Annotated in this window: 29 protein-coding genes; 12 read left to right on the forward strand and 17 right to left on the reverse strand. The window is 53.0% G+C overall.

Features of this window, described 5'->3' with window-relative positions:
* Nucleotides 1-13: 13 nt before the first annotated feature.
* The 9 genes from fliJ to fliR all read left to right on the forward strand — a co-directional run bounded on the left by fliJ (nt 14) and on the right by fliR (nt 6,446).
* On the forward strand, nt 14-460 hold the full coding sequence (fliJ, locus tag KWG64_RS15650; protein ID WP_195814651.1) for a flagellar export protein FliJ: 447 nt from the start codon (nt 14-16) through the stop codon (nt 458-460).
* Nucleotides 457-1,845, forward strand: coding sequence for a flagellar hook-length control protein FliK (locus tag KWG64_RS15655; RefSeq protein WP_218522388.1), 1,389 nt, complete (start codon nt 457-459; stop codon nt 1,843-1,845). The genes fliJ and KWG64_RS15655 overlap by 4 nt, the downstream gene beginning before the upstream one ends.
* 214 nt (nt 1,846-2,059) lie before the next feature.
* Nucleotides 2,060-2,560, forward strand: coding sequence for a flagellar basal body-associated protein FliL (gene fliL / locus KWG64_RS15660; protein WP_152326968.1), 501 nt, complete (start codon nt 2,060-2,062; stop codon nt 2,558-2,560).
* 7 nt (nt 2,561-2,567) lie between these two features.
* Complete coding sequence (fliM, locus tag KWG64_RS15665; protein ID WP_152326967.1) at nt 2,568-3,584, forward strand: flagellar motor switch protein FliM; 1,017 nt, start codon at nt 2,568-2,570, stop codon at nt 3,582-3,584.
* On the forward strand, nt 3,577-3,993 hold the full coding sequence (gene fliN, locus KWG64_RS15670; RefSeq protein WP_104922229.1) for a flagellar motor switch protein FliN: 417 nt from the start codon (nt 3,577-3,579) through the stop codon (nt 3,991-3,993). Before fliM ends, fliN begins: the two co-directional genes overlap by 8 nt.
* Complete coding sequence (fliO, locus tag KWG64_RS15675; RefSeq protein WP_218522389.1) at nt 3,993-4,430, forward strand: flagellar biosynthetic protein FliO; 438 nt, start codon at nt 3,993-3,995, stop codon at nt 4,428-4,430. The genes fliN and fliO overlap by 1 nt, the downstream gene beginning before the upstream one ends.
* Nucleotides 4,431-4,453: 23 nt before the next feature.
* Nucleotides 4,454-5,227: a flagellar type III secretion system pore protein FliP gene (gene fliP / locus KWG64_RS15680; RefSeq protein WP_255562205.1), complete on the forward strand. Its 774-nt coding sequence runs from the start codon at nt 4,454-4,456 to the stop codon at nt 5,225-5,227.
* A 160-nt stretch (nt 5,228-5,387) separates the two neighbouring features.
* Entirely contained in the window at nt 5,388-5,657 is a 270-nt protein-coding gene (fliQ, locus tag KWG64_RS15685; protein ID WP_104922231.1) for a flagellar biosynthesis protein FliQ, read from the forward strand.
* A gap of 3 nt (nt 5,658-5,660) precedes the next feature.
* Entirely contained in the window at nt 5,661-6,446 is a 786-nt protein-coding gene (fliR, locus tag KWG64_RS15690) for a flagellar biosynthetic protein FliR (RefSeq protein ID WP_218522390.1), read from the forward strand.
* Here the strand turns inward: fliR and KWG64_RS15695 are convergent.
* From KWG64_RS15695 to nfsA, 11 genes are all read right to left on the reverse strand, one after another.
* On the reverse strand, nt 6,443-7,243 hold the full coding sequence (locus KWG64_RS15695; protein WP_218522391.1) for a histidine phosphatase family protein: 801 nt from the start codon (nt 7,241-7,243) through the stop codon (nt 6,443-6,445). The two genes, fliR and KWG64_RS15695, sit on opposite strands and share 4 nt — an antisense overlap.
* A gap of 25 nt (nt 7,244-7,268) precedes the next feature.
* Complete coding sequence (locus tag KWG64_RS15700; RefSeq protein WP_218522392.1) at nt 7,269-8,564, reverse strand: OprD family outer membrane porin; 1,296 nt, start codon at nt 8,562-8,564, stop codon at nt 7,269-7,271.
* Nucleotides 8,565-8,902: 338 nt separating this feature from the next.
* Nucleotides 8,903-10,036, reverse strand: coding sequence for a 23S rRNA (uracil(747)-C(5))-methyltransferase RlmC (gene rlmC / locus KWG64_RS15705; protein WP_218522393.1), 1,134 nt, complete (start codon nt 10,034-10,036; stop codon nt 8,903-8,905).
* Between the two features lie 86 nt (nt 10,037-10,122).
* Entirely contained in the window at nt 10,123-10,569 is a 447-nt protein-coding gene (locus KWG64_RS15710; RefSeq protein WP_195814644.1) for a YbjO family protein, read from the reverse strand.
* A 165-nt stretch (nt 10,570-10,734) separates the two neighbouring features.
* Nucleotides 10,735-11,580: a putrescine ABC transporter permease PotI gene (gene potI, locus KWG64_RS15715; RefSeq protein ID WP_195823099.1), complete on the reverse strand. Its 846-nt coding sequence runs from the start codon at nt 11,578-11,580 to the stop codon at nt 10,735-10,737.
* On the reverse strand, nt 11,577-12,530 hold the full coding sequence (gene potH / locus KWG64_RS15720) for a putrescine ABC transporter permease PotH (protein WP_195823098.1): 954 nt from the start codon (nt 12,528-12,530) through the stop codon (nt 11,577-11,579). The genes potI and potH overlap by 4 nt, the downstream gene beginning before the upstream one ends.
* A 10-nt stretch (nt 12,531-12,540) precedes the next feature.
* The gene (potG, locus tag KWG64_RS15725; RefSeq protein ID WP_195814642.1) at nt 12,541-13,674 is read right to left on the reverse strand and encodes a putrescine ABC transporter ATP-binding subunit PotG; all 1,134 of its coding nucleotides are present in this window, start codon (nt 13,672-13,674) and stop codon (nt 12,541-12,543) included.
* Nucleotides 13,675-13,942: 268 nt separating this feature from the next.
* Nucleotides 13,943-15,052: a spermidine/putrescine ABC transporter substrate-binding protein PotF gene (gene potF / locus KWG64_RS15730; protein ID WP_218522394.1), complete on the reverse strand. Its 1,110-nt coding sequence runs from the start codon at nt 15,050-15,052 to the stop codon at nt 13,943-13,945.
* A gap of 424 nt (nt 15,053-15,476) precedes the next feature.
* Nucleotides 15,477-15,959: a YbjN domain-containing protein gene (locus KWG64_RS15735; RefSeq protein WP_152326957.1), complete on the reverse strand. Its 483-nt coding sequence runs from the start codon at nt 15,957-15,959 to the stop codon at nt 15,477-15,479.
* A gap of 148 nt (nt 15,960-16,107) precedes the next feature.
* Nucleotides 16,108-17,010 (reverse strand): 30S ribosomal protein S6--L-glutamate ligase, encoded by a 903-nt coding sequence (gene rimK / locus KWG64_RS15740; protein ID WP_165057894.1) that lies wholly within the window; start codon nt 17,008-17,010, stop codon nt 16,108-16,110.
* An 18-nt stretch (nt 17,011-17,028) separates the two neighbouring features.
* The gene (gene nfsA, locus KWG64_RS15745) at nt 17,029-17,751 is read right to left on the reverse strand and encodes an oxygen-insensitive NADPH nitroreductase (RefSeq protein ID WP_218522395.1); all 723 of its coding nucleotides are present in this window, start codon (nt 17,749-17,751) and stop codon (nt 17,029-17,031) included.
* A 285-nt stretch (nt 17,752-18,036) separates the two neighbouring features.
* Here nfsA and KWG64_RS15750 point away from each other — a divergent pair, with 285 nt between their 5' ends.
* Nucleotides 18,037-18,303, forward strand: a complete 267-nt coding sequence (locus KWG64_RS15750; RefSeq protein ID WP_013575818.1) for a GrxA family glutaredoxin — start codon at nt 18,037-18,039, stop codon at nt 18,301-18,303.
* 63 nt (nt 18,304-18,366) lie between these two features.
* Here the strand turns inward: KWG64_RS15750 and ybjM are convergent, their stop codons facing one another.
* The gene (gene ybjM / locus KWG64_RS15755; RefSeq protein WP_195814639.1) at nt 18,367-18,741 is read right to left on the reverse strand and encodes an inner membrane protein YbjM; all 375 of its coding nucleotides are present in this window, start codon (nt 18,739-18,741) and stop codon (nt 18,367-18,369) included.
* 328 nt (nt 18,742-19,069) lie between these two features.
* On the opposite strand from ybjM, the gene KWG64_RS15760 reads away from it, so the two are divergent.
* Together KWG64_RS15760 and KWG64_RS15765 are read left to right on the forward strand one after the other, a co-directional pair.
* A complete protein-coding gene (locus KWG64_RS15760) occupies nt 19,070-20,752 on the forward strand; it encodes an aspartate:alanine antiporter (protein WP_152326953.1) in 1,683 nt (560 codons plus the stop codon).
* 447 nt (nt 20,753-21,199) lie between these two features.
* Nucleotides 21,200-21,586 carry a hypothetical protein gene (locus tag KWG64_RS15765; RefSeq protein WP_218522396.1) on the forward strand — a complete coding sequence of 129 codons (387 nt, stop codon included), beginning with the start codon at nt 21,200-21,202 and terminating at the stop codon, nt 21,584-21,586.
* Nucleotides 21,587-21,632: 46 nt separating this feature from the next.
* On the opposite strand, the gene KWG64_RS15770 is transcribed toward KWG64_RS15765, so the two are convergent.
* The 5 genes from KWG64_RS15770 to KWG64_RS15790 form a co-directional block, all read right to left on the reverse strand.
* Nucleotides 21,633-22,352 (reverse strand): hypothetical protein, encoded by a 720-nt coding sequence (locus tag KWG64_RS15770; protein WP_218522397.1) that lies wholly within the window; start codon nt 22,350-22,352, stop codon nt 21,633-21,635.
* Nucleotides 22,353-22,992: 640 nt separating this feature from the next.
* Nucleotides 22,993-24,648 (reverse strand): hypothetical protein, encoded by a 1,656-nt coding sequence (locus KWG64_RS15775; protein WP_218522398.1) that lies wholly within the window; start codon nt 24,646-24,648, stop codon nt 22,993-22,995.
* 4 nt (nt 24,649-24,652) lie between these two features.
* Nucleotides 24,653-25,192 (reverse strand): hypothetical protein, encoded by a 540-nt coding sequence (locus tag KWG64_RS15780; protein WP_218522399.1) that lies wholly within the window; start codon nt 25,190-25,192, stop codon nt 24,653-24,655.
* Nucleotides 25,167-25,853: a hypothetical protein gene (locus KWG64_RS15785; RefSeq protein ID WP_255562197.1), complete on the reverse strand. Its 687-nt coding sequence runs from the start codon at nt 25,851-25,853 to the stop codon at nt 25,167-25,169. The genes KWG64_RS15780 and KWG64_RS15785 overlap by 26 nt, the downstream gene beginning before the upstream one ends.
* Nucleotides 25,854-25,878: 25 nt before the next feature.
* Complete coding sequence (locus KWG64_RS15790) at nt 25,879-26,325, reverse strand: tail fiber assembly protein (RefSeq protein ID WP_218522401.1); 447 nt, start codon at nt 26,323-26,325, stop codon at nt 25,879-25,881.
* Nucleotides 26,326-26,628 lie beyond the last annotated feature (303 nt).

A 26,628-nucleotide genomic window follows, 5' to 3' on the forward strand; every position in this document is an offset into this window, starting at 1 on the left:
AAAGGTAAATCAGATGGAAAACGCATCACCATTGATCACCCTTTGTTCTCTGGCGCAAAAAGCGCTGGATCAGGCGACCAACAATTTAGGCCAGATCAGGCAGTCGCATAATCAGGCTGAACAGCAGCTCACGATGCTGCTCAACTATCAGCGTGAATATCGCGAAAAACTCAATTCCACCATGACAGGCGGCATAGCGGCGAACACCTGGCAGAACTACCAGCAGTTCATCGGTACGCTGGAAGTGGCGATTGAACAGCACCGCAAACAATTACAACAGTGGGATCAGCGGCTCAATGCAGCCGTTCACCAGTGGCAGGAAAAGCAACAGCGGCTGAATGCGTACCAGACATTGCAATCCCGGGCCAGCGAGCAGCAACGTTCTCTGGAAAACAAGATTGATCAAAAACAGAACGATGAGTTCGCCCAGCGCAGCGCACACAGGAAGAAAAATCCATGAATCTGAATATTTTGCCTGCTGCCGTCACCACGGCAAAGACGACCACGAGCGCAGCGACCGGCAGTTCATCCGCCAGCAGCGCGACTGACGTCACGGCGACCGGCGACAGCACCGCGTCGTCTCCGGCAGATTTTGCCAGCCAGCTCGAAGCCCAGCTGGGCTCAAAACTGGATCCGAAACTCACCAGCGCACTGGCGAAACTCGGGCAGCAAATCAGCGCCAAAGGAGAAACGGTGGATAAAGACACGCTGACGCAGGCGGTCACCACCGGCGAGAAAGACGGCAGTCTGATGCTCGATGACAGCGATCTGAGCAAAATGATCGCCGCCATTCAGGTTTTGCCGACCGGCAGCCTGAAGGGAACGTCGGTGAAAGACATCGCGCTGAGTGACAAAGACAAAGATACCGATTCTGCGGATGCCAGCATTCAGGCGCTGTTCGCCCAGCTGGCGGTACAGCAACAGCCTGCGCAGCAGATTCAGGCCGTGACCGCGGCTGCCACACAGACGGCCAGCGACGACACCACGCGCGCGCAGAACGCCAGCACCCTGCTTTCCGGCCTGAACGTCACGGCGTCATCGCTTCTGACCGGCGACGGTAAAACCGCCGCAGTGACCGACACCGATCCGAAAACCGCGGCAACCGCTTCGGGTAATGCAGCCTCTGTCGCCTCAACGTCTTCACAGCATGCCGCCAGCAGCAAAAGCGCGGCGTCCACCAATGCCGCTGATTTCAGCAGCGCACTGGCGTCAATGAGCGCGGCGGCAAACAGCACCGCAGCCGTTCAGCAAAACGACAGCCGTACGCTCGACAGCAATTCGACGGCATTGAATCAGCTCAATACCGCCGCCGTTGCCGTGTCTTCTGCTTCCGTTCCAACGACGCCAACCACCACCAGCGTCGTCACAGCGCCGTCCACGCCGGTGCTGAACGCCCAACTGGGCACGCCGGAATGGCAGCAGCAGCTCGGTCAGCAGGTGATGATGTTTAACCGTCAGGGACAACAGACGGCGCAACTGCGTCTGCATCCTGAAGATCTGGGTTCCATTCAGATCAGCATGAAGATTGAGAACAATCAGGCGCAGCTGCACTTTGTGTCCGGCCACAGCGGCGTTCGTTCCGCCCTTGAAGCCGCGATGCCAGAGCTGAAAACCGCGCTGGCCGACAGCGGCATCAGCCTGGGGCAAAGCAGCGTCGGCAGTGACAGTTCGCAATGGCAGCAGGCTCAGCAGCAAAGTTCGCAGTCCGGCACGCCTCAGGGTGACGCATCAAGCTGGGCGGCTTTCAATTCCGGCAGCAGTACATCGGCCGGTGACGCCCTGCCGGTTCCGGCTTCTATTGCGCAAAGGATTGGCGGAAATAACAGCGTGGATATCTTTGCGTAGCGTTTTGCAGATGCGTAAAACCTCGCAAAATTGTTTCAGATAATTGCAGCCGGTCAGTTCTCCCTTAATTCAAACGGCAGAGCTGACCTTATTTACCCCGCCTATTCTGACTATTGAACAACAGGATAAGCGGGATAATCATTCTCAGAATTGACTCAGCAGTCCGGTGCTCCTCACTCCAGTCTGCTCATACTTACAGGAAATCGCCTCATCCATGTCTGACTCTGCTCTCACGGCGTCGCGTAAGAAAAAAAAGCGGCCGTTAATGATGATTCTGCTGTTACTCATTACCCTTGGAGCCTGTGGTGCGGCCGGTTACGCCTGGTGGATGATGCACAAACAGCAGCCTGCGAACGGTAGCGCGGCTGAAGTGAAGAAGAGCGAGCCCCCTGCGGCGCCGATCTTCCTGGCACTGGATACCTTTACCGTTAACCTGCAAACGCCGGATAATGATCCTGACCGCGTGTTGTACATCGGCCTGACCCTGCGTCTGCCCGATGAACAGAATCGGGCTATTCTCAATGAATACCTGCCTGAAGTTCGCAGCCGTCTGCTGCTGCTCCTGTCCCGCCAGAAGACGGCGGATCTCGCCAGCGAAACCGGCAAACAACAACTGGTGCAGGACATCAAACAGGTTCTGGACGCGCCACTGGTCAAAGGTCAGCCACCTCAGGTGATCAACGACGTGCTTTTCACTGCTTTCATACTGCGATAAACAAATTATGGGCGACAGCATTCTTTCACAGGCCGAGATCGACGCACTGCTTAATGGCGACAGTGACAGCGCAGCCGAGTCGGCAAGCGCGGCACAAGCCAAAGCGTCGGACGACGGTGTAAAACCTTTTGACCCCACGACGCAACGTCGCGTTGTGCGTGAGCGGTTGCAGGCGCTGGAAATCATTAACGAGCGTTTTGCCCGTCACTTCCGTATGGGGCTGTTCAACCTGTTGCGTCGCAGCCCGGATATCACGGTCGGGCCGATCAAAATCCAGCCTTACCATGACTTTGCCCGCAACCTGCCGGTGCCGACCAACCTGAACCTGATCCACCTGAAGCCCTTACGCGGCACGGCGCTGTTTGTGTTCGCGCCAAGCCTGGTCTTCATCGCGGTGGATAACCTGTTTGGCGGTGATGGCCGTTTCCCGACAAAAGTGGAAGGCCGCGAATTTACTCATACCGAACAGCGCGTTATCAAACGCATGCTGACGCTGGCGCTCGACGCCTACGAAGATGCGTGGAGCGGCGTTTACAAGCTGAGCGTGGAATATGTCCGTGCTGAATTGCAGATCAAGTTCACTAACATCACCTCATCCCCGAACGATATCGTGGTCACCACGCCGTTCCACGTGGAAATCGGTGCGCTGAGCGGTGATTTCAACATCTGTATTCCGTTCAGCATGATTGAACCGTTACGCGAGTTGCTGACCAATCCGCCGGTCGAAAACTCCCGTCATGAAGAAAGTCAGTGGCGTGAAAACCTGGTGCATCAGGTTCAGCAATCTGAACTGGAGCTGGTGGCGAATTTCGTTGAAATCCCGTTGCGCCTGTCTCAGATCCTGAAACTGCAACCGGGTGATGTTCTGCCGATTGAAAAACCGGATCGTCTGATTGCACACGTCGACGGCGTTCCGGTGCTGACCAGCCAGTACGGCACCATAAACGAACAATACGCCCTGCGCGTTGAACATTTGATCAACCCAATTTTAAATTCTCTAGATGAGGAACAGCCCCATGAGTGACACCAATAAACCGTCTGACGCCGGATCGGATAACGTTGACGATTTATGGGCTGATGCGTTTAACGAACAACAATCTGCGGGCAGCGCCAAAGCGTCAACCGAGGGTGTTTTCGCCGCGCTGGGTGCCCAGGACGGAGCGGGCAGTTTGCAGGATATCGACATGATCCTCGATATTCCGGTGAAACTGACCGTGGAATTAGGCCGTACCAAAATGACCATCAAAGAACTGCTGCGTCTGTCGCAGGGTTCTGTTGTCGCACTCGACGGCCTGGCCGGTGAGCCGCTGGATATTCTCATCAACGGTTACCTGATTGCTCAGGGTGAAGTCGTGGTTGTCGCCGACAAATATGGCGTGCGCATCACCGACATCATCACGCCGTCCGAGCGTATGCGCCGGTTGAGCCGCTGATGAGCCAGACGGCGGCCACGGATTCTCCGTACGTTCAGGGTGCTCAGACTCATGCCACGACGCAGACTTCAGCCCAGGCACTGCCCGCCAGTTCTGTACTGACACAGGTCAGTACGGTGCTCGGCGGCATTCTGCTGCTGATCCTGTGTATCGGCTGGGTGGCCAAACGCACCGGCTTCGCGCCGCAGTCCAAAAATAACAAACTGCTGAAAGTGACGGCCAGTGTTCAGGTAGGTCGCAGCGAAAAAGTGGTGATCGTGGAAGTGGATAATACCTGGCTGGTGCTGGGCGTGACCGCGCAAAACATCACACCGCTGCACACACTGAGCGCGCCACCGGAAGTACCAACGCCGGATTCAGGCACTACAGACAGTCAGCCTGCGGATTTCCGTCAGCTGATGCAAAAAATGTTGAAACGTCCGGGAAAGCAGGCATGACCCAGTCCGCCGTGAACAAATTGATGAAATCCGCCTTTACCGCTGCCCGTCAGCGCCCTGTTCGCCTGTTCACCCGCCTGTGCCTGCCGCTGCTGCTGTTCATCAGCCCGGCCGCGTTCGCACAGTTGCCCGGTATTATCAGCCAGCAGATGTCCAATGGTGCCCAGAACTGGTCGCTGCCCATTCAGACGCTGATGTTCATCACCACGCTGACGCTGCTGCCCGCCATGTTGCTGATGTGTACCAGTTTTACCCGCATTATTATCGTACTTGGCCTGCTGCGAAATGCGCTGGGTACGCCGTCCGCGCCGCCAAACCAGGTTCTGCTGGGGCTCGGGCTGTTCCTGACCTTTTTCGTAATGGCGCCGGTCTTCGACAAAATCTACACAGACGCCTATCAGCCGTTTACCGAAAACAAAATCACCATGCAGGATGCGATGGACAAAGGCGCTCAGCCGCTGCGCCAGTTCATGCTGCGTCAGACACGTGAAAGCGACCTCGCGCTGTATGCCCGTCTGGCAAACATCCCGCCGCTGGCGGGCCCCGAAGCGGTACCGATGCGTATTCTGCTGCCCGCTTATGTCACCAGCGAACTGAAAACGGCATTCCAGATTGGCTTCACCGTGTTCATTCCGTTCATGATTATCGACCTGGTCGTCGCCAGCGTGCTGATGGCGCTGGGGATGATGATGGTGCCACCGGCCACCATCTCACTCCCCTTCAAGCTGATGCTGTTTGTGCTCGTCGACGGCTGGCAACTGCTGCTCGGTTCACTGGCACAGAGTTTTTACAGTTAATAAACGCCTGACTTGATGGGCGTATTGCTCCTCCCCCTGCGAAGGGGGAGGCCGGGAGGGGGTTTAGCAGGCAACGCCTGAGATACCATTAATACCCCACCCCAACCCTCCCCTTCGCAGGGGAGGGAGCTAAGCCGTCTTCTTTTATGAGAACTGTGCAATGACTCCTGAATCGGTAATGGCATTAGGTAATGAAGCGATGAAAGTGGCTTTGGCCGTTGCCGCACCGCTGCTTCTCGCGGCGCTGGTCACTGGGCTTATCGTCAGCCTGTTGCAGGCGGCGACGCAGATCAACGAACAAACGTTGTCCTTCATTCCTAAAATTCTGGCCGTGGTCGCGACCATCGTAATCGCCGGTCCGTGGATGCTGAATCTGCTGCTCGATTACATGCGTACGCTGTTTTCCAACCTGCCTTACATCATCGGTTAATCCATGGTTTCCTTCGACAGTACGCAACTGGCCGGATGGCTCAGCCTATATTTTTGGCCGCTGCTAAGGATCCTGGCCCTGATCAGCACCGCGCCGATTACCAGCGAGAAATCCGTCCCGAACCGCGTCAAACTCGGTCTGGGCATGATGATCACCTTTCTGATTGCGCCTTCGCTGCCGCCTGTCGATACCCCGATATTTTCCACACCAGCGCTGTGGCTGGCGATGCAGCAAATCATGATCGGCACCGCGCTGGGCATCACGATGCAGCTGGCATTTGCCGCCATCCGCATGGCCGGTGAAATCATGGGGCTGCAAATGGGTATTTCTTTTGCAACGTTTTACGACCCCAGCAACCGCCTGAACACCCCGCTTCTGGCGCAATTTCTGAACCTGCTGGCCGTCCTGCTTTTCCTGAGTTTCAACGCCCATCTGTGGCTGATTTCCCTGCTCGCCGACAGTTTCCACACGCTTCCCATCAGCCCGAATCCGGTCAACGCCGAAGGTTTTATGGCCGTGGCGAAAGCGGGCAGCATTATCTTCAGCGGTGGCCTGATGCTGGCATTACCGATTGTGACGCTGCTGCTCACGCTCAACATGGCGCTCGGCCTGTTAAACCGCGTTACGCCGCAGCTTTCCGTATTTGTTATCGGCTTCCCGTTAACCCTCAGTATCGGCATTCTGGCCATCGGCCTGATGATGCCGATGCTCGCCCCTTTCAGCGAGCATCTCTTCAGTGAAATCCTGGATAAGCTTGTGCTGATCATGAATCAGTTTGCAGCGGATTAGTTTTGTAGTTTCCCTTTCTCCACAAACTGCATATCACCGACTTTACCGACGGTGAATTTACCGCTTTTATACGTGATCACCGTGACGCTGGCGTTTTGCAAAGGCGCGCGCAGGTTTTCTTCGGGCGTCATGGCTTCCAGCATCGCCATAATGGCCATGCCGTGCGACACAATGAGGACGTTACCGCCGCCTCCGGCAAGGGTTTTCTGCGCGATATCTTGCAGCGCGGCCTGCATACGGGTTTTTACCTGCGTGGCGTTTTCGGTGGTGTGCGACGGGTCAACGGCGGCCAGCGTATTCATCATGGTTTCGAGGGTAATCTGCCCTTTTGACAGCGCCTGCGTTACAGCGCTGAGGTCTGCAAAGCCGAGTTTCTTCGCCACGGGTGCCCACATGACAGCGTCAAGCTCGCCTTCATAAGGGCCGAAAAACGTTTCGCGCAGACGCTCATCTTCCGTCACCGGTAACGTCTGCCCGGCGAAGGTCAGCGCGATTTTTGCCGTCTGGCGTGCGCGGCCGGAGTCACTGGACCAGGCGGCGGTAAACGGAATGCCTTTCAGGCCACGTCCGAGATCTTCTGCCACAGAAACACCGGCGGCCGTGAGCGGCGTATCGGACCAGCCCTGCGCGCGGTGCGCCGTGTTAAATAAGGTTTTGCCGTGACGCGTGACGTAAAACGTGACGACGTCTTTCTCCGGCGTTGCCTGCGCCGAAGACGCAGGAACTGGCGCGGCCTGCACATTCATAAATCCGAAGACTAAAAATGAGATCAGTGTTTTCCAGAGCGTATTTTTCATCGTAATGTCCTTTTAAGCGTGCTGATTAAAATATGTTGAATTTGTAATCCAGACGAAACTCCGCCGCAAAACTGTCGGCACTTTTGATATTTCCGTGATGATCGACAATCGGTGAAGTCCCTTTATGTTCATAGGTTCTGCCGGGGCCTATCATGGCGAAAACAGATAAGTCCTTGAGTTTTTTCGACGCCGGTTTCCACAGTGTGTAGACGTTTAATTCCCCCTCTTTCACCGGCTGCCCCTGGAAATCAAAGAAGCCGTAATGTGTATTGATACCCAGGACTAATTCCGGTGTGATGTGATAGCCAACATCCAGCGACAATACTTTTTCCTCGTCGCGCATATAATCGAGCCCGGCCGTGGTCATCGAATTAAACGTACCGCGCGAGTTTTTACTCATATGTCGGGGATACATGCCGATCCCGCCCTCTTTATTCGCGTCGGTATAAGCCAGCCCGCCTTTGGTTGTCCAGCCGTTATATTTCCACGTCATGTCCGCGGCATAATGACTGGCGCGATGATCGAAGTCCTTTTTGTTATTCGCCATGCTGTCCCATTTATCCAGCGCCTGCGTCATATAAATCTGCACGCTGTAGGACAACGATTTGTTTTGTTTCAGATTCAGCTCAAGCCCGTTTCTGCGTAAATAGTCCTCACTCTCACCGTAGAAATAGAGCGCCGTCAGGATGTCGGTTTTGAACTGAACATCGCCGGTGTAAATCGAGTCAATCGCATGGCCGTCGCTGGTCATGAAATTCACTTTATCCGGCGAATCACGGTTCAGCGATTTGGTCAGATACGCCAGCCGCAGTCGGTAGGCGTCATAAGTCAGGTCGCCGCTCCAGCCGTTATACGTGTTGGGCGCGGCGCGCATTGAGGTGGTCAGCACACCCAGTTTGATGAGTTTCCAGCCGCCATACAGATTGCCTTCGACGCCTGACTGCGAGAATTTCGCTTTACCGAAAAACTGCCCCAGTTTATTAAAGCCTTTAGCCTGACCATCGTCATCATACAAAATCCCTCTTGACGCAAAATTATCGGCAGCCGCCAGTTTAATCACGCCATAATAAGAGGCATCGACGCCAACAGCGTCGGCTAAATAGCCTGACTTATAATCCAGTGCCAGCCCCTGCCCCCACGCGGAGTGAACATTGCGTTTATCCGTTTCACCTTCATCAAGATATTTCCATATATTATGCGTTCCTAAATCGAGGGAGCTGTTTTTTATAAAACCGGTTTCCGCGAGGTCATCTATACCGGCAAAGGCCAGCGAGGGTGAACATAGAATACCGGTTATCAGTGCCAGAGCGTGCTTTTCCATAGCGAATGTTCCATCAGGCCAGTTTTTTCAGGGTGCATTTATAAAAGGCAAAAAAAAACCTGAGCCGATATCTCCCGGGAAGCGGGAAATTTCAGTTCAGGTTTTGCCTGCCTATGCAGTAACAATCCGGAAATAAACATAACCGGTTTGGGAATAAAAAACAGTGCGGCAGGATGAATTTAAGGATTAAAATAAATTTTTGTGAAGCGAATCAACTTTATTCCGCGCAATAACCGTTTTTCTTAACCGGCGGGGAAATTAATAGCTAATCTCTTTACCGTTTCTATTAGGAGAAATCCATAATACGGAAACGTAATAACATCAGCCCATTAATACGCTTATATTTCCCGCGTCAGCAGCGCCATCACTTCGTAATGCGCGGTATGGGGGAACATGTCGAAAAGCTGGACGCGCGCAATTGCGTAGCCCGGCAACAAAGCCAGATCCTTTGCCATCGTCTGCGCGTTACAGCTGGAATACAAAATGGTGTCCGGCGCCATCTGGCTCAGGTAATCACACAGCGTTTTGCCGATGCCGCGGCGCGGCGGATTCACCAGAACCAGATCCGGAACTTCGCCTTTTCCGGTCGCAAAACCGGTGGAGTCCAGCGCCTGGAATTCGACGTTTTTCAGACCCAGACGGCTGGCTGATTCCTTCGCACAGGCGATGGCTTCCGCGCTGATTTCAATGCCGGTCAGTTTCATCTCTGGCGTGGCGCAATGCAGGCCAAAGCCGCCGACACCACAGAACAGATCCCACATGCTGGCAATATTGCCTCGCTCATGTACCCAGTCACGCGCGGTGGCGTAAAGCCGTTCAGCCACCTGCGGATTGGTCTGGAAGAAGCTCTGCGGACGGATAAACAGCGGCACATGGTTAAATTCTTCTTCGAGACGTTGCACGTCCGTCAGCGGGATTTCGGTGTCGCCTTCGAGGATCGCCATGTGCACCGGCTGGATATTGGCCGAAATCACGGTCAGCTGTGGCAACTGCTGTTGCAGCCAAGGCAGCGCGGCGCGCAGCTGGGCAAGTTTGGCTTCTGAACGCAGAACAAAACGCAGCATCATGCCGCCGTCTTTCTGGCTTTCGGTCAGCAGCAGGAATTTCAGTTCGCCACGTTTGCGCGCCACGTTGTACGGCGTCAGGCCAGCGCGGGCGATAAAGGTTTTGAGCACTGAAAATACGGCCGGAAAACGGGCGGGATACAGCGGACATTCGCACAAATCTACCGGCGTGCCGTCGCGGTGCAACATGCCGAGCAACGGGCGCTCCACGCTGCCGCTGACCACCATTTTCGCTTTATTGCGAAACGCACTTTCCGGCCCGGTCACCGGTTCGCGCCATTCTCCCACCGGCAAACCTTCCAGCAGAGAATGTAAATCCCGCTGTTTGTCGGCTAACTGTTGCGAGTAAGGCGTGTCGAGCCACTGACATGAGCGGCAGGTTCCGGCGGTATAAAGTGCGCAGTGCATGAAAGAATTCCGGTCATCGAATACGGGGAAAAATCTGGCGCGCAGTGTATCACCACGCGGCCTGAAAGGCTCACCTGCGGCAGGTGCTATTTACGTTTCGCAAAGTAGCGACGGCTGCTGGCTGGCACGAAAAGCAGGAGCAGAACCACAATATCGGGGATTTTTTGCACCAGCAGCGCGGTGAGAAACTCGCCCTGTGTCTCGACATCAAAGCGAAAAATGCGCGGCCCGAACCATTCGAAAGACGCCAGCAGCATGTAACCGACGACAATTATCTGGCAGCCAATAAACGCCCGACGCCCCCAGATCCGCGCACGCATCATCGCGTACGCCGCACGGCATTCAATCAGCACAATCAGCAAACTCGCCAGCAGAATAAAACAGTTCAGCCACGACTCTGCGCTGACTTCGATAAAGCTCATCAGCCCTGAAAAACCCATGGCGTCAAACAGCAAAATAAACTCAAGGCAGCGCGTGGCAACAATCGCCGAGGCTGCAATCATGACGGGAACAGGGATAAATGCCAGTTTCATACTTCCGTGTCGTGTCCTTTTCTTGTTGTATTCAACCCCAAATCCCTCAAATCATTTGAGCGGCATCAAGGCGGCAACTAAGTAAAGCCCGGGAGCATACATGAGTATGTGACCGGGCTTTACGAAGACAGCCAACGCTGAGGCAGCTCGAAGGATGACGGGGATTTAGCTACGCTGCGCGCGCTGGATGTCCCTGATTCTTTGCTTTTCGGCACGCGACATAAACCACCAGGCAATCATGCCGATGATGCCTACCACCAGCAGGATGAGCGTCGCCAGGGCGTTGATTTCCGGGTTAACGCCCATACGCACACTGGCGAAGACCAGCATTGGCAAGGTCGTTGCGCCCGGCCCGGCGACAAAACTGGCGATAACCAGATCGTCGAGCGACAGCGTAAACGCCAGCAGCCAGCCGGAAATCAGCGCGGGCAGGATCATCGGCAGCGTAATGATGAAGAAGACTTTCACCGGCGCCGCGCCTAAATCCATTGCGGCTTCCTCGATGGAACGATCCAGTTCGCGCAATCTCGCCGACACCACCACCGCCACATACGCACTACAAAACGTCACATGCGCCAGCCATATGGTGAACATGCCGCGCTCAGCAGGCCAGCCAAAAGCGTGCCCCATCGCCACAAACAGCAGCAGCAGCGCCAGACCGGTGATCACATCGGGCATAACCAGCGGAGCGGTCAGCATAAACGCAAAACCCGTCGAGCCACGAAAGCGCTGGAAGCGCACCATCACGACTGCCGCCAGCGTACCGACAATCACTGCCATGGTGGCGGCTGCGGTAGCAATCGTCAGGCTCATACCCACCGCGCTAATCATCGCAGAATCGTGGAAAAGCTGAGTATACCAGCGGGTAGACCAGCCCGCCCAGACCGTAACAAGCTTGGAGCTGTTAAACGAATAAATAACCAGCATCAGCATCGGCGCATACAAAAACGTAAAGCCGAGCACGAGAATAAGAATTCGCCACGGCGAACGGACAACCGGCAACTGATTCATTCTTTTTCTCCCAGCTCTTTATTTTGGTATTTCTGGAACCACAGGATCGGCATGATCAGCAGCAACAGCATGACCACCGCCACCGCAGAGGCCACCGGCCAGTCGCGGTTATTGAAGAATTCCTGCCACAACACGCGCCCGATCATGTTGCTGTCCGGGCCACCGAGCAGTTCAGGGATCACGTATTCGCCGACCGCCGGAATAAACACCAGCATGGAACCGGCGATAATCCCGCCTTTGGTCAGCGGCATAATCACTTTGAAGAAGGTTTTCATCGGGCGCGCACCGAGATCGGACGCCGCTTCCACCAGCGAATAATCCATGCGGGTCAGCGCGGTGTAAATCGGCAGGATCATAAACGGCAGATACGAATAAACAATCCCGATATACACCGCCAGATTGGTGTGCAAAATCACCAGCGGCTGGTCGATGACGTGCAGCCAGAGCAGCACGTTGTTCAGCACACCGTTGTCTTTGAGGATGCCAATCCAGGCGTAAACGCGGATCAGGAATGACGTCCACGACGGCAGGATCACCAGCAACAGCAAAATGTTACGCATGGATTTGCTGCTGTGCGCCACGGCCCATGCCAGCGGATAACCGATCAGCAGGCACAGAATCGTGGAAATGGCGGCCACTTCCAGCGATTGCAGATAGGCATCAATATAAAGCGGATCCTGCGTGAGCCCGATGTAGTTACCGATATTGAGCGCAATATCGAGCATGCCGTCTGACCAGGTGACCAGATCGGTATACGGCGGAATGGCGCGCGCCATCTCGGCGAAACTGATTTTAAAAACAATCAGGAACGGCAGTAAAAAGAGCAGCAGGAACCACACCAGCGGCAATAAAATCACCAGCTTGCGGCCATGACGTTGTTGCAGGCGGCCGATCACGGCTTTGAATCCGCCCGGAGGTTTCGCGGTGGTCACTTCAGAAATCACAGACATCATCGCCCCCTTAAACTGTCAGCACGACGCAGCTGTCGGCTTGCCAGCACAGACGCACTTCGTCGCCCCAGGTCGGCATACCTTTGCGGAAACGGTGGCCGTTTTGCAATTGCGCCGTAATCATCTGGCCGCTGTGCAGTTTGACGTGGTAAATCGACAGGTCGCCCAGATACGCAATGTTCACGACTTCGCCCACTGCAAAGTTGCAGCCGTCTTCCGGCACCTCTTCGCAGAGCATGATTTTTTCCGGACGCAGCGCGACAAACACCGGTACGCCGTCCACCACCGAGACATCCGGATCCACTTTCAGCGGATGCAAAAGCCCCGGCGATGTCAGCACTAACGCATCATCCAGACGTTCTTTCAGCACGCCTTCAAACACGTTCACCGAACCGATAAATTCGGCGCTGAAACGGCTGGTCGGGTGCTCGTAGATTTCTTCCGGTTCACCGATTTGCACAAACTTGCCGCGGTTCATGATGGCAATACGCCCCGCCATGGTCATGGCTTCTTCCTGATCGTGCGTCACCATCACGCAGGTCGCGCCGACGCGCTCAAGAATATCGACCACTTCGAGTTGCATACGGTCACGCAGTTTTTTATCCAGCGCGCCCATCGGTTCGTCGAGCAGCAATAATTTTGGTCGTTTTGCCAGACTGCGGGCTAACGCCACGCGCTGACGCTGACCGCCGGAAAGCTGGTGCGGTTTACGTTTAGCGAATTCCTGCATGTGGACCAGCGTCAGCATTTCTGCCACGCGGCTTTTGATTTCCGCCGACGGCAATTTGTCCTGCTTAAGTCCGAACGCGATGTTTTGTTCAACCGTCATGTGCGGGAACAGCGCGTAGGACTGGAACATCATGTTGATCGGACGCTGATACGGCGGCACCTGCGAGAGGTCCACGCCATCGAGCACAATCTGCCCCTGTGTGGGCTGCTCAAAACCGGCGAGCATGCGCAACAGAGTCGATTTCCCACAACCGGACGCGCCGAGCAGTGCGAAAATCTCCCCTTTATAGATGGTCAGGCTGACATCATCCACGGCGGCCTGGCCGTCAAAAGACTTGGTTAAATTGCGGATCTCCAGCAAAGGCGTGAAACCTTTCTGGGACTTAGGCTGAGGGCGTGGAATGGCGTCGTTCACTCAGAGGAATCTCCGGTATCAAAATGAAGCAGTATCAAATAAGCATAACAGTCAGGGGGAAAAGTGCCTGATTTCTATGCCCAAAAGCGGCCCGGAACAAAATGCCAGCGGCCCCGCAGTGATTGTGCGGAGCCGCTAACGTAATACTCAAAATCATTCTGGTTGCATCAAGGCGGCAAGTGAGCAAGTCCCCGGGAGCAGACACAAGTCAGTGACCGGGGCGCGTTCACGCAGCCAACGCAGAGGCGGCCTGAAGGATGAAGAGTATTTACTTGCCGGTTTTTACCTTAGTCCACGAACGGGTGATGACACGGTCAATCTTCGGATCCTGAACTTTCAGGCTGAAGAGTTTGGCCTGCACATCGGCTGGTGGATAAATGCCCGGGTTGTTACGCACATCTTCATTCACCAGTGGCGTAGCCGCTTTGTTGCCGCTCGCGTAGTAAACGGTGTTACTGATTTGCGCGATCACTTTCGGTTCCATCAGGTAGTTGAGGAACTGGTACGCTTCGTCGAGGTTTTTAGCATCCGCCGGAATCGCGAAGACGTCAAAGAATGCCAGCGCGCCCTCTTTCGGAATGCTGTACGCCACGTTCACGCCGTTTTTCGCTTCTTTCGCGCGGTTAGACGCCTGCATCACATCGCCCGCCCAGCCAATCGCCACACAAATGTCGCCGTTGGCCAGATCGTTGATGTACTGGGAAGAGTGGAAATAACGAATGTTCGGACGCAGTTTCAGCAGCAGATCGTTCGCGGCACCGGTGTAATCCGACGCTTTGGTGCTGTTGGGATCGAGATGCAAATAATTCAGCACGGTAGCGTAAATTTCAGCCGGTGCGTCGAGGAATGAAACGCCGCAGCTTTTCAGTTTCTCTAAGTTTTCAGGTTTGAGCACCAGATCCCAGCTGTCTACCGGCGCGTCTTTACCCAGCACGGCTTTCACTTTATCGACGTTATAGCCGATGCCGGTGGTCGCCCAGAGATAAGGGATCGCGTATTTGTTGCCCGGATCATGCTGCGCCACCATTTTGAGCAAATCAGGATCGAGGTTTTTGTAGTTTGGCAGTTTGCTCTTATCCAGCGGCTGGAATACGCCTGCGGACAGCTGGCGCTCGAGGAAGCTTGCCGACGGCACAACCAGATCGAAACCGGTGCTCCCTGCCATCAGTTTGCCTTCCAGCACTTCGTTGGAGTCAAACACGTCGTACACCACTTTGATGCCGGTTTCTTTCTGGAAATCAGGCACGGTGTTTGGCGCGATATAATCGGACCAGTTATAGATATGCAGCGTTTTCTCTTCCGCAGACGCTGTGACGGACGCGGCCATAACCAGACCGGCGACAACACCCGATAACCACTTTTTACGCAGGGTGAACATCCGTTACTACCTCCAAGACAGGGGAATATAAATTGAATTTGTATCACTCAGACTGATACAAAACCTTTCACACAATGCCAACGTTCACCCATCACACTTGCATAGGCATTCAACGCTGACGCATACGCTGCCTGCGAATTAACCGTTTGGTTTTACGACGTAATCACGCGTGGTGCAGAGTCAGAAGCATAGCGCCTGCAACCCCCGTGTACCAGCCTCCTGAGACAAAACCGGCGTTTATCGATTATTTATGCAGATTTGGTCTATACCGTCTGGCATTTTGGCTTTTAACAAAGTGAAATATCTGGCAACACCAGCACAAACGCAGCATAACTTATGGCGAAAGCGAATAAAGGCAGCGGAGCCGCAATAAACACGGCTCGCAGGAAAGGATCTTCAGAGGGAGAGAAATAACTAACGGGCTTTAGTGCAACAAAGGCAGGTTCACGGAAACGGCCGGTGTGCCTTCTTCATCATCGCCAAGGAACAGTAAATCGTTGGCGTGGGCTTCAAGAATAATCATCGACATCTGCTCTTCCGCCTGTTGCAGGAAGAAAGCGAATTGCTCTTCAGTCACGCCCACGGCAATCGTCAGCGACTGGCAAACAATCAGTTTCGGCAAATTGTCATCCTGAATATCGACAAAGGCCTTGATGGTCAGCGAGCTGGCGTTAATCGAGCTTAAATCAGCGACCAGCGGGATCAGCGCCGTGGGTTTCACTTCGGCCAGCGCGGAGAACAAAATCACGTTATCCACGATATCGAGTTTGGCATCAAAAATGCCATCAAAATTCTGCATATGCGGCAAATGGAGAGCCTGACAGGAATCACACTCGAAAAAAGAAATGCCCAGCTGATCCAGCCAGCGCCGCAGCAGCGCCAAATCAGGGACGATGAGCGAATCCATAGAATGCCTCACAAGTTCAAAACAACGAGAATAACCACGCCTTCGCAACACCCGCAGCGTTACGAAGGGGGTCATAGCTTACGGAATATTACCGGTCAGCGCTACGACCAAAGGCCTTTTGATGCACATTAGCGCCGGTAATTAAGATTTAGCCGCCGGATTTGAGCCTGAATCCCGGCTTCGCCCGCTGTTCGATGTAATCAATCATCATGCCCGCAATATCCAGGCCGGTTGTGGTTTCGATGCCTTCCAGCCCCGGTGACGCGTTAACTTCCATCACCAGCGGCCCCCGGTGCGCACGCAAAATATCGACACCGGCAACGTCGAGCCCCAGCGTCAGCGCCGCTTTCACCGCAATTTCTTTCTCTTCGGGCGTGATTTTGACGTTGGTCGCGGTTCCGCCGCGATGAAGATTGGAGCGGAAATCGCCCGGTTTGGCCTGACGTTCAATCGCCGCCACCACGCGTTTACCCACCACCAGACAACGGATGTCGCGCCCTTCGGCTTCGCGGATATATTCCTGAACCAGAATGTGCGCATTCAGCCCGCGGAAGGCGTCAATCACACTTTCCGCCGCCTGGCGGGTTTCAGCCAGCACCACGCCGATGCCCTGCGTACCTTCGACCAGCTTGACCACCAGCGGCGCACCGCCGACCAGCGCAATGAGATCTGAGGTGTCGTCCGGTGCATTCGCAAAACCGGTGATCGGCAAATCAATACCTTCGCGCGCCAGAATCTGCATCGAACGCAACTTATCGCGCGCACGGGTAATCGCCACAGATTCATTGAGAGGAAAACTCCCGAGCATCTCAAACTGGCGCAATACCGCGGTGCCGTAGAACGTAATGGCTGAGCCAATGCGCGGGATCACCGCCTGGTATTTATCCAGCTGACGCCCGCGATAATGCACACTCGGCGCAGCCGGATTGATGTTCATATAGCAGGAAAGCGGATCGATGATGTCGATCTCATGCCCCCGGGCCTCTGCGGCTTCACGCAGCCGTTTACACGAATACAAAGACCCGTCACGGGAAAGAATTGCAATCTTCATCCGACACTCCATCGCCGATTAGCGTGTTGCCCAGCCTTGCTTATGTAATACGTCCAGCATAAACGGACGCTGTTCCTTTTTCAGGGTACGGATAATCAGTGCGCTCCAGGTATCGCGGCGGGCATTGCTGTCGCGTTGCAGATAATACGCGCTGAGTTCTTCGTCATATTGCGCCAGAAGTTCTTTATCCAGCGGCTGATAGCTGTTTTCATGAACCAGCATGGACTGCGGCATACGCGGCTTGACCTGATGATCCTGCGCCGGCGTGCCGATACAAAAACCGAACAGCGGCATTACGAATTTCGGTAATTTCAGCAGCGCGACAACGTCTTCCACCTGATTACGGATCCCGCCGATAAACACGCCCCCCAACCCGAGTGATTCGGCGGCGGTCATAGCGTTTTGCGCCATCAGCGCGGTATCCACGCAGCCGAGCAGTAATTGCTCCGCCAGCCCCAGTTCGGCCTCGGGGTTAATCTGCAAGTTGCGGTTGAAATCGGCACAGAAGACCCAAAATTCAGCGGCACTGGCCACGTATTGCTGCCCGCCGGTGTACTGCACCAACGTTTCGCGCAGCGCCGGATCGGTAACGCGGATAATCGATGAACACTGCAAAAAGCTGGAAGTCGAGGCAGATTGCGCGGCAGCAATGATCGCCTCACGCTGTTCATCGGATACCGGCTGGCCGGTAAAAGAACGGATAGAACGGTGTGAGCGCAGAAGATCGATAGTCGGCGTCATTAAAAAATTCCTGAACGGATGAAAAAGCGAAAACAGATGCTGCAATCATTCATGCTGTGCGCCCTGTTTGCAAGGCTTGTGACATCAAATGCTGTAACAGTGTGCGGAGCCCAAAAAACCCTGATTCATCATTTGGATAGGCAGAAGGTATCAGACCGACAGGTAATTCCTGCTTTTTTTTGTGGCTTGCAACAGGCATAGTATCGACATCAAAAAGGTGACGTGCATAACAAAAATAGTCACTCCCTTTTCATTTATCTCGCTGGTATTAACAAAGGAGTCTCCATGTTTGCAGTAATTTTCGGGCGTCCTGGCTGTCCTTATTGTGTACGTGCTAAAGAGTTGGCTGAAAAACTGACTGAAGAACGTGATGATTTCAATTTCCGCTACATCGATATCCATGCGGAAGGCATCACCAAAGCTGACCTGGAAAAAACAGTGGGTAAACCTGTTGAAACCGTTCCACAAATTTTCCTCGATCAGAAACACATTGGCGGCTGCACTGATTTTGAAGCCTATGCCAAAGAACATCTGGCTCTGTTCAGTAACTAAGTGGTTCTGAACTCAGCAAAAAGGCGCTCACTGAGCGCCTTTTTTTATGGCATCGGAAAATGTTTACCGGTGCTGTCGGAACTGTTTATACGCGGTAAAGAGCAGCTGAATCAGCATCGCGCCCAGCACACACCAGAAAATTGCGCTGGTAGCGTAAGCCACTTCCTGCACCAGCGGACGCACGCGCGGATAAAACATCATACGCAGCGCGGTACAAACCGGCACAGAAATCAGCGCGCCAACGAATGATGAAAATATCGGCGAATCGCGATATATCAGCCCGGTCAGCAAACCCGGCAATAAAAATAATAACAGACCATATTCCGGACCAGGTGTTATATCTCTAACAACTATCCAGCTATTTTTTAACGAAATAAAAGTAACTACAAATATAATGCAACAAAATAGCGGGGCTATTAACTTTCGCCAAAATGCCATCTGACTTCCTCCTTAAAGTTGGCGAGATTCACAGGCCGTCTGCACTGCACGCAATGCGTTCATTTTTACCTGACAGAGCCTTGCCGGCTCACTTCCCTGACGCGTTCCGCAATCCCGCGAAACACAAAAAAAGCGTTCAGTTGATTTATACGGGCTTTTCTCTGGCTGAAGAGACGTTCTATGACTAAAATGACGCCCGAAACCTGCTTTTCTAATTCACGATTTGAGAAACCAAAGGTGTTTAAAAAAGTAGGAATTTTCTGGATCTGAATTTATCCTTTACATTCTCCTATATCAAGAATTTGTTGGTAAACAATAAGTTATCCTTGTGAATATAAACGTCGCTAGTTTGTTAAACGGGAATTACATCCTGTTATTATTTGTGGTTTTGGCACTGGGCTTGTGCCTGGGGAAAATTCGCCTGGGCTCCGTTCAGCTCGGAAATTCTATTGGCGTATTAGTGGTTTCCCTGCTTTTAGGCCAGCAACATTTCAGCATTAATACGGAAGCGCTCAACCTCGGTTTTATGCTGTTTATTTTTTGCGTGGGCGTCGAAGCCGGACCCAACTTTTTTTCAATTTTCTTCCGGGATGGCAAAAATTATCTGATGCTGGCGCTGGTGATGGTCGGCAGCGCGATGCTCCTTGCGCTCGGCCTTGGCAAGGCATTCGGCTGGGACATCGGTCTCACCGCCGGTATGCTCGCCGGATCCATGACCTCCACGCCGGTTCTGGTGGGTGCAGGAGACACGCTGCGCAATACCCTCGCGGGCAGTAATACGCTCAGCCCCGCGCTGGATAATCTGAGCCTCGGCTACGCATTGACGTATCTTATCGGGCTGGTCAGCCTGATTTTCGGCGCACGCTATTTGCCAAAACTGCAACATCAGGATCTGCCAACCAGTGCGCAGCAAATCGCCCGCGAACGTGGTCTGGACACAGACAGTAAGCGAAAAGTTTATCTTCCGGTGATCCGCGCTTACCGCGTCGGGCAGGAACTGGTCGCCTGGGCAGATGGCAAAAACCTGCGTGAACTGGGCATTTATCGCCAGACAGGTTGTTATATCGAACGTATCCGTCGCAATGGAATTCTCGCGACGCCGGACGGCGACGCGGTGTTGCAGGTCGGCGATGAAATTTCGCTGGTCGGCTATCCGGACGCACATTCACGCCTTGATCCGAGTTTCCGTAACGGGAAAGAAGTTTTCGACCGTGACCTGCTCGATATGCGTATCGTGACGGAAGAAGTGGTGGTGAAAAACAATCACGCCGTCGGCAAACGTCTGAGCCAGCTTAACCTGACCGATCAGGGTTGTTTCCTTAACCGCGTGATCCGCAGCCAGATTGAAATGCCTATTGATGACAGCATCGTGCTCAACAAAGGCGATGTGTTGCAGGTCAGCGGCGACGCACGTCGTGTGAAAAGCGTGGCAGAGCGCATCGGCTTTATCTCCGTTCACAGCCAGCTCACCGATTTACTCGCCTTCTGCGCCTTCTTCATCGTCGGTTTGATGATCGGTCTTATCACCTTCCAGTTCAAAAGCTTCAGCTTCGGGATTGGTAACGCCGCGGGCCTGCTGTTCGCCGGTATCATGCTCGGCTTCCTGCGCGCCAACCACCCTACTTTCGGCTACATTCCGCAGGGTGCGCTGAACATGGTCAAAGAGTTCGGGCTGATGGTGTTTATGGCAGGCGTCGGCCTCAGCGCCGGTGCGGGGATCAACAACGGGCTTGGCGCCGTCGGCGGACAAATGTTGCTGTCCGGCCTGATTGTCAGCCTGGTGCCGGTGGTGATTTGCTTCATCTTCGGCGCCTACGTTCTGCGGATGAACCGGGCACTCCTGTTTGGCGCCATCATGGGCGCACGAACCTGCGCACCGGCGATGGAAATCATCAGCGACACCGCCCGCAGCAACATTCCGGCACTGGGTTATGCAGGAACCTACGCCATTGCTAACGTATTACTGACACTCGCGGGGACGCTGATCGTCATCATCTGGCCAGGTGCGTGACGTAAGTTGTTGATCACAAATGTGGCAAAAAAAAATCAATAATTTTTTTATATTTTTGCCACATTGCGCGAACTTTTAAAGTGGAGCGAAGTCTTAATTAGTGCCACTGCTTTTCTTTGAAGTCCCCAAATTTGGAGAGCCCGTCAATCCCGCCTTTTTAGGTTCAAGATTGCCGGGTTTTTTCTTTTATAAGAATCAAATACTTTAAAATCAATTAATTATGCAAACAACACATTCCTTATGGCGACAAAGTGGCGATGGGAAATCATAGCCGGTTTGCGATAACCTTCCCTTTTCGTTAACGTTTGTACATTCAAATGAAAAGTTCTGTAGCCTAGTCTGTCGCGAAAGGTTATAGCCTCGTTTTAATACTATAAGTCCACCCTTGTTTTTTTTGACCCTTGAGTAATTGTGACTTGTTACGCAACTTTTATGTAAGGAAAGAGAATGGATAAAATAAACACTGCCATGTACGATTCAATTGCTTGCTATGTTCCTTTTGAACTTCAAGGTGAGTTTGTAGAAGATTGTAAGTCGGTTGGCTTAGATGCGGGCTATGTTAAGTGCTTCTCAAAAGATTCACCTGACTACGTGGGAATCTTCCGTAAAATCTCTGAAAAACTGTATACTTTTGCGCCTCTTCTACTAAATGTTCTAGAAGCATTTCAGAAAAAGCATAGTGTTGATATCACGGTATCTAAAGATGGTAATTCAATAAAGTTGAATGGATATTCAAGTGATGATGCACTGAAAATATTAGCTGCTGCCGACTCCATGCGATTTACCCAATCATCTAAACTGAACTCACCTGACAACTCTGAAAACAATAAATAGATGCTTATACAATGCCAGGATCACATCCTGGCGTTAAATATGTTAACTACTTATTCTTTTTACCAGTTGGTTTTATGATAGTAAAATTGCACTTTGTTTTCTCAATAAATGAGAATTTTTTATAATCATCTGTTATGAGTGCGCTATCATCATTCATTTGAATTACATACATATCCTTATTACACATTAGTGTTTCATGGGTCAAGCTTGCTGATACACTCCCAAGATTGTACATTAAAAAAAATGAAGCTAGAAACCAAGTGAGATAGACATAATAAATTCTGACATTGAGTTTTTCAGCAATGCGAAGTGATGCTAAAGGCTTTAGTTTTTTTAGCTTAAATGAGTATCTTTTTTTATAGAAAATTCGACTGCCTGTCATCTCCTTCACATCAAACTCAATAATAATAGTTATATACACCAAAAGGAAGAATAATATCAGCTTAACAAAATCCACTTTAAGAAAGAAATCAAACAAAAATAAAAACGCGGTAACAAACCCTATGGAGTTCCTTATCAGAAAACGTTTAACTTCATCACTTATAACAATATCATCATCTTGTGAAAATATAAAATCCATCAGATTTGATAAGAGACAAAATATTGCTATCAGCCCAAACCCCATTTTCAACAGAGATATCAGGCTAATATTTATAAACTCAATAGGTATTTCTTTTGCTGTAAAATATCCGAACGAATACGAATAGGAAAACAAATATGCGCATGCTGTAATAATCAAAACTATAACACCATCAGATAATTTCATCTTGCCCTCTTTCACCTGCTTTTTCAGAAGATTATCTCATTAATAAAGGAAAATATAGTCGCTAACTTTTAGACATCTGAAACAACACCTTGCCTTATCGCTCACTCACATCAGTTACACAAATTTCAGTTTTACAAATTGCTCATTAATCTCTTACAGGCTGCCCCGTGTCTGGCCTCCCTGCACCTCTACGGCTCACGAACTTGATCTGCTGAGCGATCCACTAATCAGACAAAAAGCAGGTAAAAGTCTTTAATTTCAATTGTATAGTTTTCTTCTTCGATCCTATTGAGATCCAGAAAACTGAAATTTACTGAAATCCTTTTCAATCTTTTCAGTTTGAGAATGACAGGAGAATCCCAGGCACGGTGCGGCCTGGCAGGTTGGTTTGTAGAATTTTAAAACTGAAAAAAATTACCAACACAAAAAGGGCAGGCGGGTGCGGTGTAGTGCAATTTCCGTCTGGTCTTGCTTTGTTTCGTGGGCGCACGGCCGCACTGGCTCACGCAGGCGGCTTGATCGTTTTGAAAGGGTTCAGGGCATTGAATGCGATGTTGCACGGCACTGCGTGCGATTGGGGCGGGTTATCTGCGGGCAATAAAAAACCCGCACGCGGCGGGCTTTCGTGGGCATGAAATACTTATCCGATAACTGGATCGTATTTCTCTTTTAGCGTAGTGGCTTTGGTGCCGGTGTCGGTAATCGCCAGGGCATTAAGTGGCGTGCCGGTATTGTTGTGAGTGTGTGCAGCCGTCAGCTGTGCCAGCTGTTTCACCACGTCCAGGGTATCAAGCATCAGTTGGCACACGTTCACCGACTGGCTACCAATCCACACTACCGGCGCAATCACTTCCTGACGCACACCGGCCACGCTGCTGCGTAACATACCGACCTTTTCAATCAGCTGGCCGATCACGTTGGTTTCTGCATTGCCCTGGATACTGGCCACATAATTAGCTTGCGTGGCCAGGCTGTAATCCCCCTGGGCAATCTGCTGGATTGCACCGGCCAGCAAGGTGGCTTTGCCCAGCACAGTGGTTTTGTCCGTGGCCTGCACGGTTGTTTCTCTGGCCACCAACGTGCGGGTTTCATCATCGGCCGTGACAACCCGGCTCATGGACGTTTCACGGATAACCTGATCGGTCTGGCGTTCCCAATCGCCCGCCACCGTCACCCGCTGTGATACACCATCACGCTGCTGTTGCAGCTGTTCGCCATACTTCACGGCGGGCAGGCTGTTGCCCTGGGCAAGAGTTTGACGCACAAACGGCTTATCGGCGCGGCCACCATTAAACCCGACTTCTACCAGCGTACCGGCCGGGGGAAACTGGAACATCCCGGATTCCCCGCCCGCCATCGGCAACGGCAGCGGCACAGCCGGATAAAGCGGCGTATCTTTTGCGGGATTGCCGTCTGCGTCTAACAGCTGCAAGTCCACGGCATAACGCGGCCTGAACGGATCGGCAATGTTTCCGTTGCTCACGTCTTCGCTGGGCGCTTCCACCCTGGCGAACTGCGGCAGGTGCAAGCCGCTGGCCAGCTCTGGATAACTGCTTTCAACCTGGCGTTGAAACGGGGTTTTCTGCAATGCCTGGCCGGTGGCTTTATTGCGCGGCGTCCAGGTGATTTCCATATCATCATTATGCAATCTGACCTTCGTCAATCGCTGACCGTTCACCTCTACGCCTGGACGTAAAGACTGGATCAGCGGCACGGTCATGGCATTGCCACCGGCTACGCTTTGGTTAAATTCGGCGGGGATTTCTACCGGCTTACCGGCAAACAGTGCATCAGCGGCCGCACCGACAAAAACGCCACCATCGGGCAGCTGATACCACACGTAATCGGTAATACTGAATGCTTTGCCCAGGTTGGCTAACAGCTGATAGCCGGTGCCGGAATGGGTGAAATGTGGGATCGGCGTATCGGCGTAGGACGCACCGCTGGCCAGCGTGAATTCCAGCCCGCTTTCCTCGGTCAGCCAGCCGGTGATTTGTCGCAGCGTGGGATGCTGAAAAGAGCACGGCCAAAGGCGCTCAAATATGCCGACCAGCTCCCGGACAAAAAGCCGCTGATAGCCATTTTCCGCAGGCTGCGAACGCTCCACAAAACCGGTAAACCATCGCAACACCAGATCGTGATAGCCCACGTCCAGGCGCACAAGTTTGCCGGTGTAATCTTCATCCGTCTGCGCGGTGATAAATCCCCGACCGCAGGCGTTTAACTCTAACGCCAGGTTTGCGTCCACCAGGTGCGTGGCCGCGCTCGACAAATACAACCGCTTAATGGGTTTCATCCCTTTACCCCAATGCTTCATTGACCGGTTTCAGCACTTTGCGCTCAAACCACGTCAGTTTTTCGTCACTCTCGGCCGCCGCGTTGCCACTTCCATTGGCACCACCTGCCCCCTGTTTTGTTGCCGCCGTTTTACTGCCTGCCCGGGCTTCTTTCTTCTCGGCTACGCTGATTTTTTCGCGCAGGGTGAACGTGACCAGCCAGGCCATTTTATTATCCTGCTGCGGCGCATCAATCGCGCCGGTGAACGTCCCTTCACGAAAATTAATCGTCTGGGCGATCAGGTTAGCCACGCGGTAAACCTGCAATGAACCACTGGCAGATTTTGCCTCTGCCAGCTCAAACAACCGCTTCAACGTGGCCGCGTCCCGAAAGGATACCGTCCCGGAAACGCGCAATTCTTTGGCCTTAATTCCCTGTTCTGCATTGGCCGTGCTCGATGACTGCCCGGACTGGTCTTTTTCCGCAAACTGCATCGTTGGCGTGACCTTCAGATTCATCAGCGGGATGGCCTCGCCATTAAGTGCGAACGTGGTTATCGTCATGGATCATCGCCTCCAACGTGGATAAATCAGCCCCGCTAAACAACGTGGCCAGGGTATACACCGAATCCTGGTTCGGGATGTTTTTGCGCAGTTCTCCGGCCAGGAACGCGCCGTTCCCTTTGGCCGTAAAAACCCACGCCGGTGACGTTTTGCCTTTCAGGGCGGATAACGCATCGGCCGCCGCCGCCAGGGCAGATCCCCGCGCCTTGGTGAAATCTTTGAGCGCAGACAGCAATCCGGCCGCGCTTGCCCCGGTTGCCGCCTCCGCCTTAGCGGCCGCAATGCGCTGGGCGTTTACCGCCAGGCGATTAGTGGACGTGGACAACGGCAACGCCGCAGGTAAACCCCCGGATAATTTTGCAGGGATTTGCATTTTGGTGATGGCCAGCGCGGCCGCTTCCTCTGCCCGGCGCTTTACCTGGGCAATCACCGGCAAGGGCAGCACGCTGGAATAATCGGACAGCATCGCCATAAATTCCCCGTGCGTTGGGGCATTGAGCATATGCACCACTACGCTGGTTTCACCGCTCAAGCTTTCCAGTTTTTTGGCCAGGTATTCCGTGGCGTTAACCGGGCTTAAATAACTGCTGTCGCCAGCGGCCTGGCCAACGCCATAAACCCACGGATGAACCGGCAGTACCGAACAGGTTAATGCGCTCATGTCCTCTGGGATGCTCAGCGTTGCCTTACGCCACATCGGTTGGCATCTCTGGCCAGGTAATATCAGGGGCTACAGATAAATCCAGGCGATTTAAGGCCACTCGGTATTTTTTCCATGTTGAAAGGGTCGCCAGCTCCTTATCCGTGGCTTCACCAATATCAACCGCATCTTGCAACGGTGCCATGCTCTCCGCCGCTTTTGTAAATAAAGCATTTCGCTGTAATTCGGCAGTAGCCACCAATTGCGCCAAGGGAACGGCCGCCCATTTTTTTCCGTTCCAGGCATATCCAGCTGACGGGGCGATTGAAACAACGCCGTATTCACCGGCCTTTGCCTTTTGATAAATCTCATCACCAAGGCTGTCACCCGGCACCGCCGTAAATGGCACAAACTCACCATTATCAGTCTTCACATCACAATCAATATATTTATTAATATCCGCTGTACGCGGCAATCTAATCTTTTTAGCCATTATCCTACCCTCAGCCACAATGTTGACCTGTGCGCGGCGTTCGTTGTTGTAGCAAATCCCATGCATCGCCATGTCCCGCCCAGTGTCCAGCCTACGGTGGAGCCATCGCCGGTGGCAGGCTGTAGTTCTGAACCAGAAACGAGATCGCCTGGGTTGCGGGCATTTACTGAATACGCCCAAACGTATGTATTTATTCCGTTAAAATCCGTAGGGTATGGCTGGGGATTACTTGGGCTGTATACGCGCTGTGACCTTTCGTAGATATACCCGCCCGTATTTATGTCACGCCCCGGATACACATCA

Origin of the sequence: Rahnella sp. PD12R, from assembly GCF_019200965.1 — a bacterium.
GTDB lineage: Bacteria > Pseudomonadota > Gammaproteobacteria > Enterobacterales > Enterobacteriaceae > Rahnella > Rahnella laticis.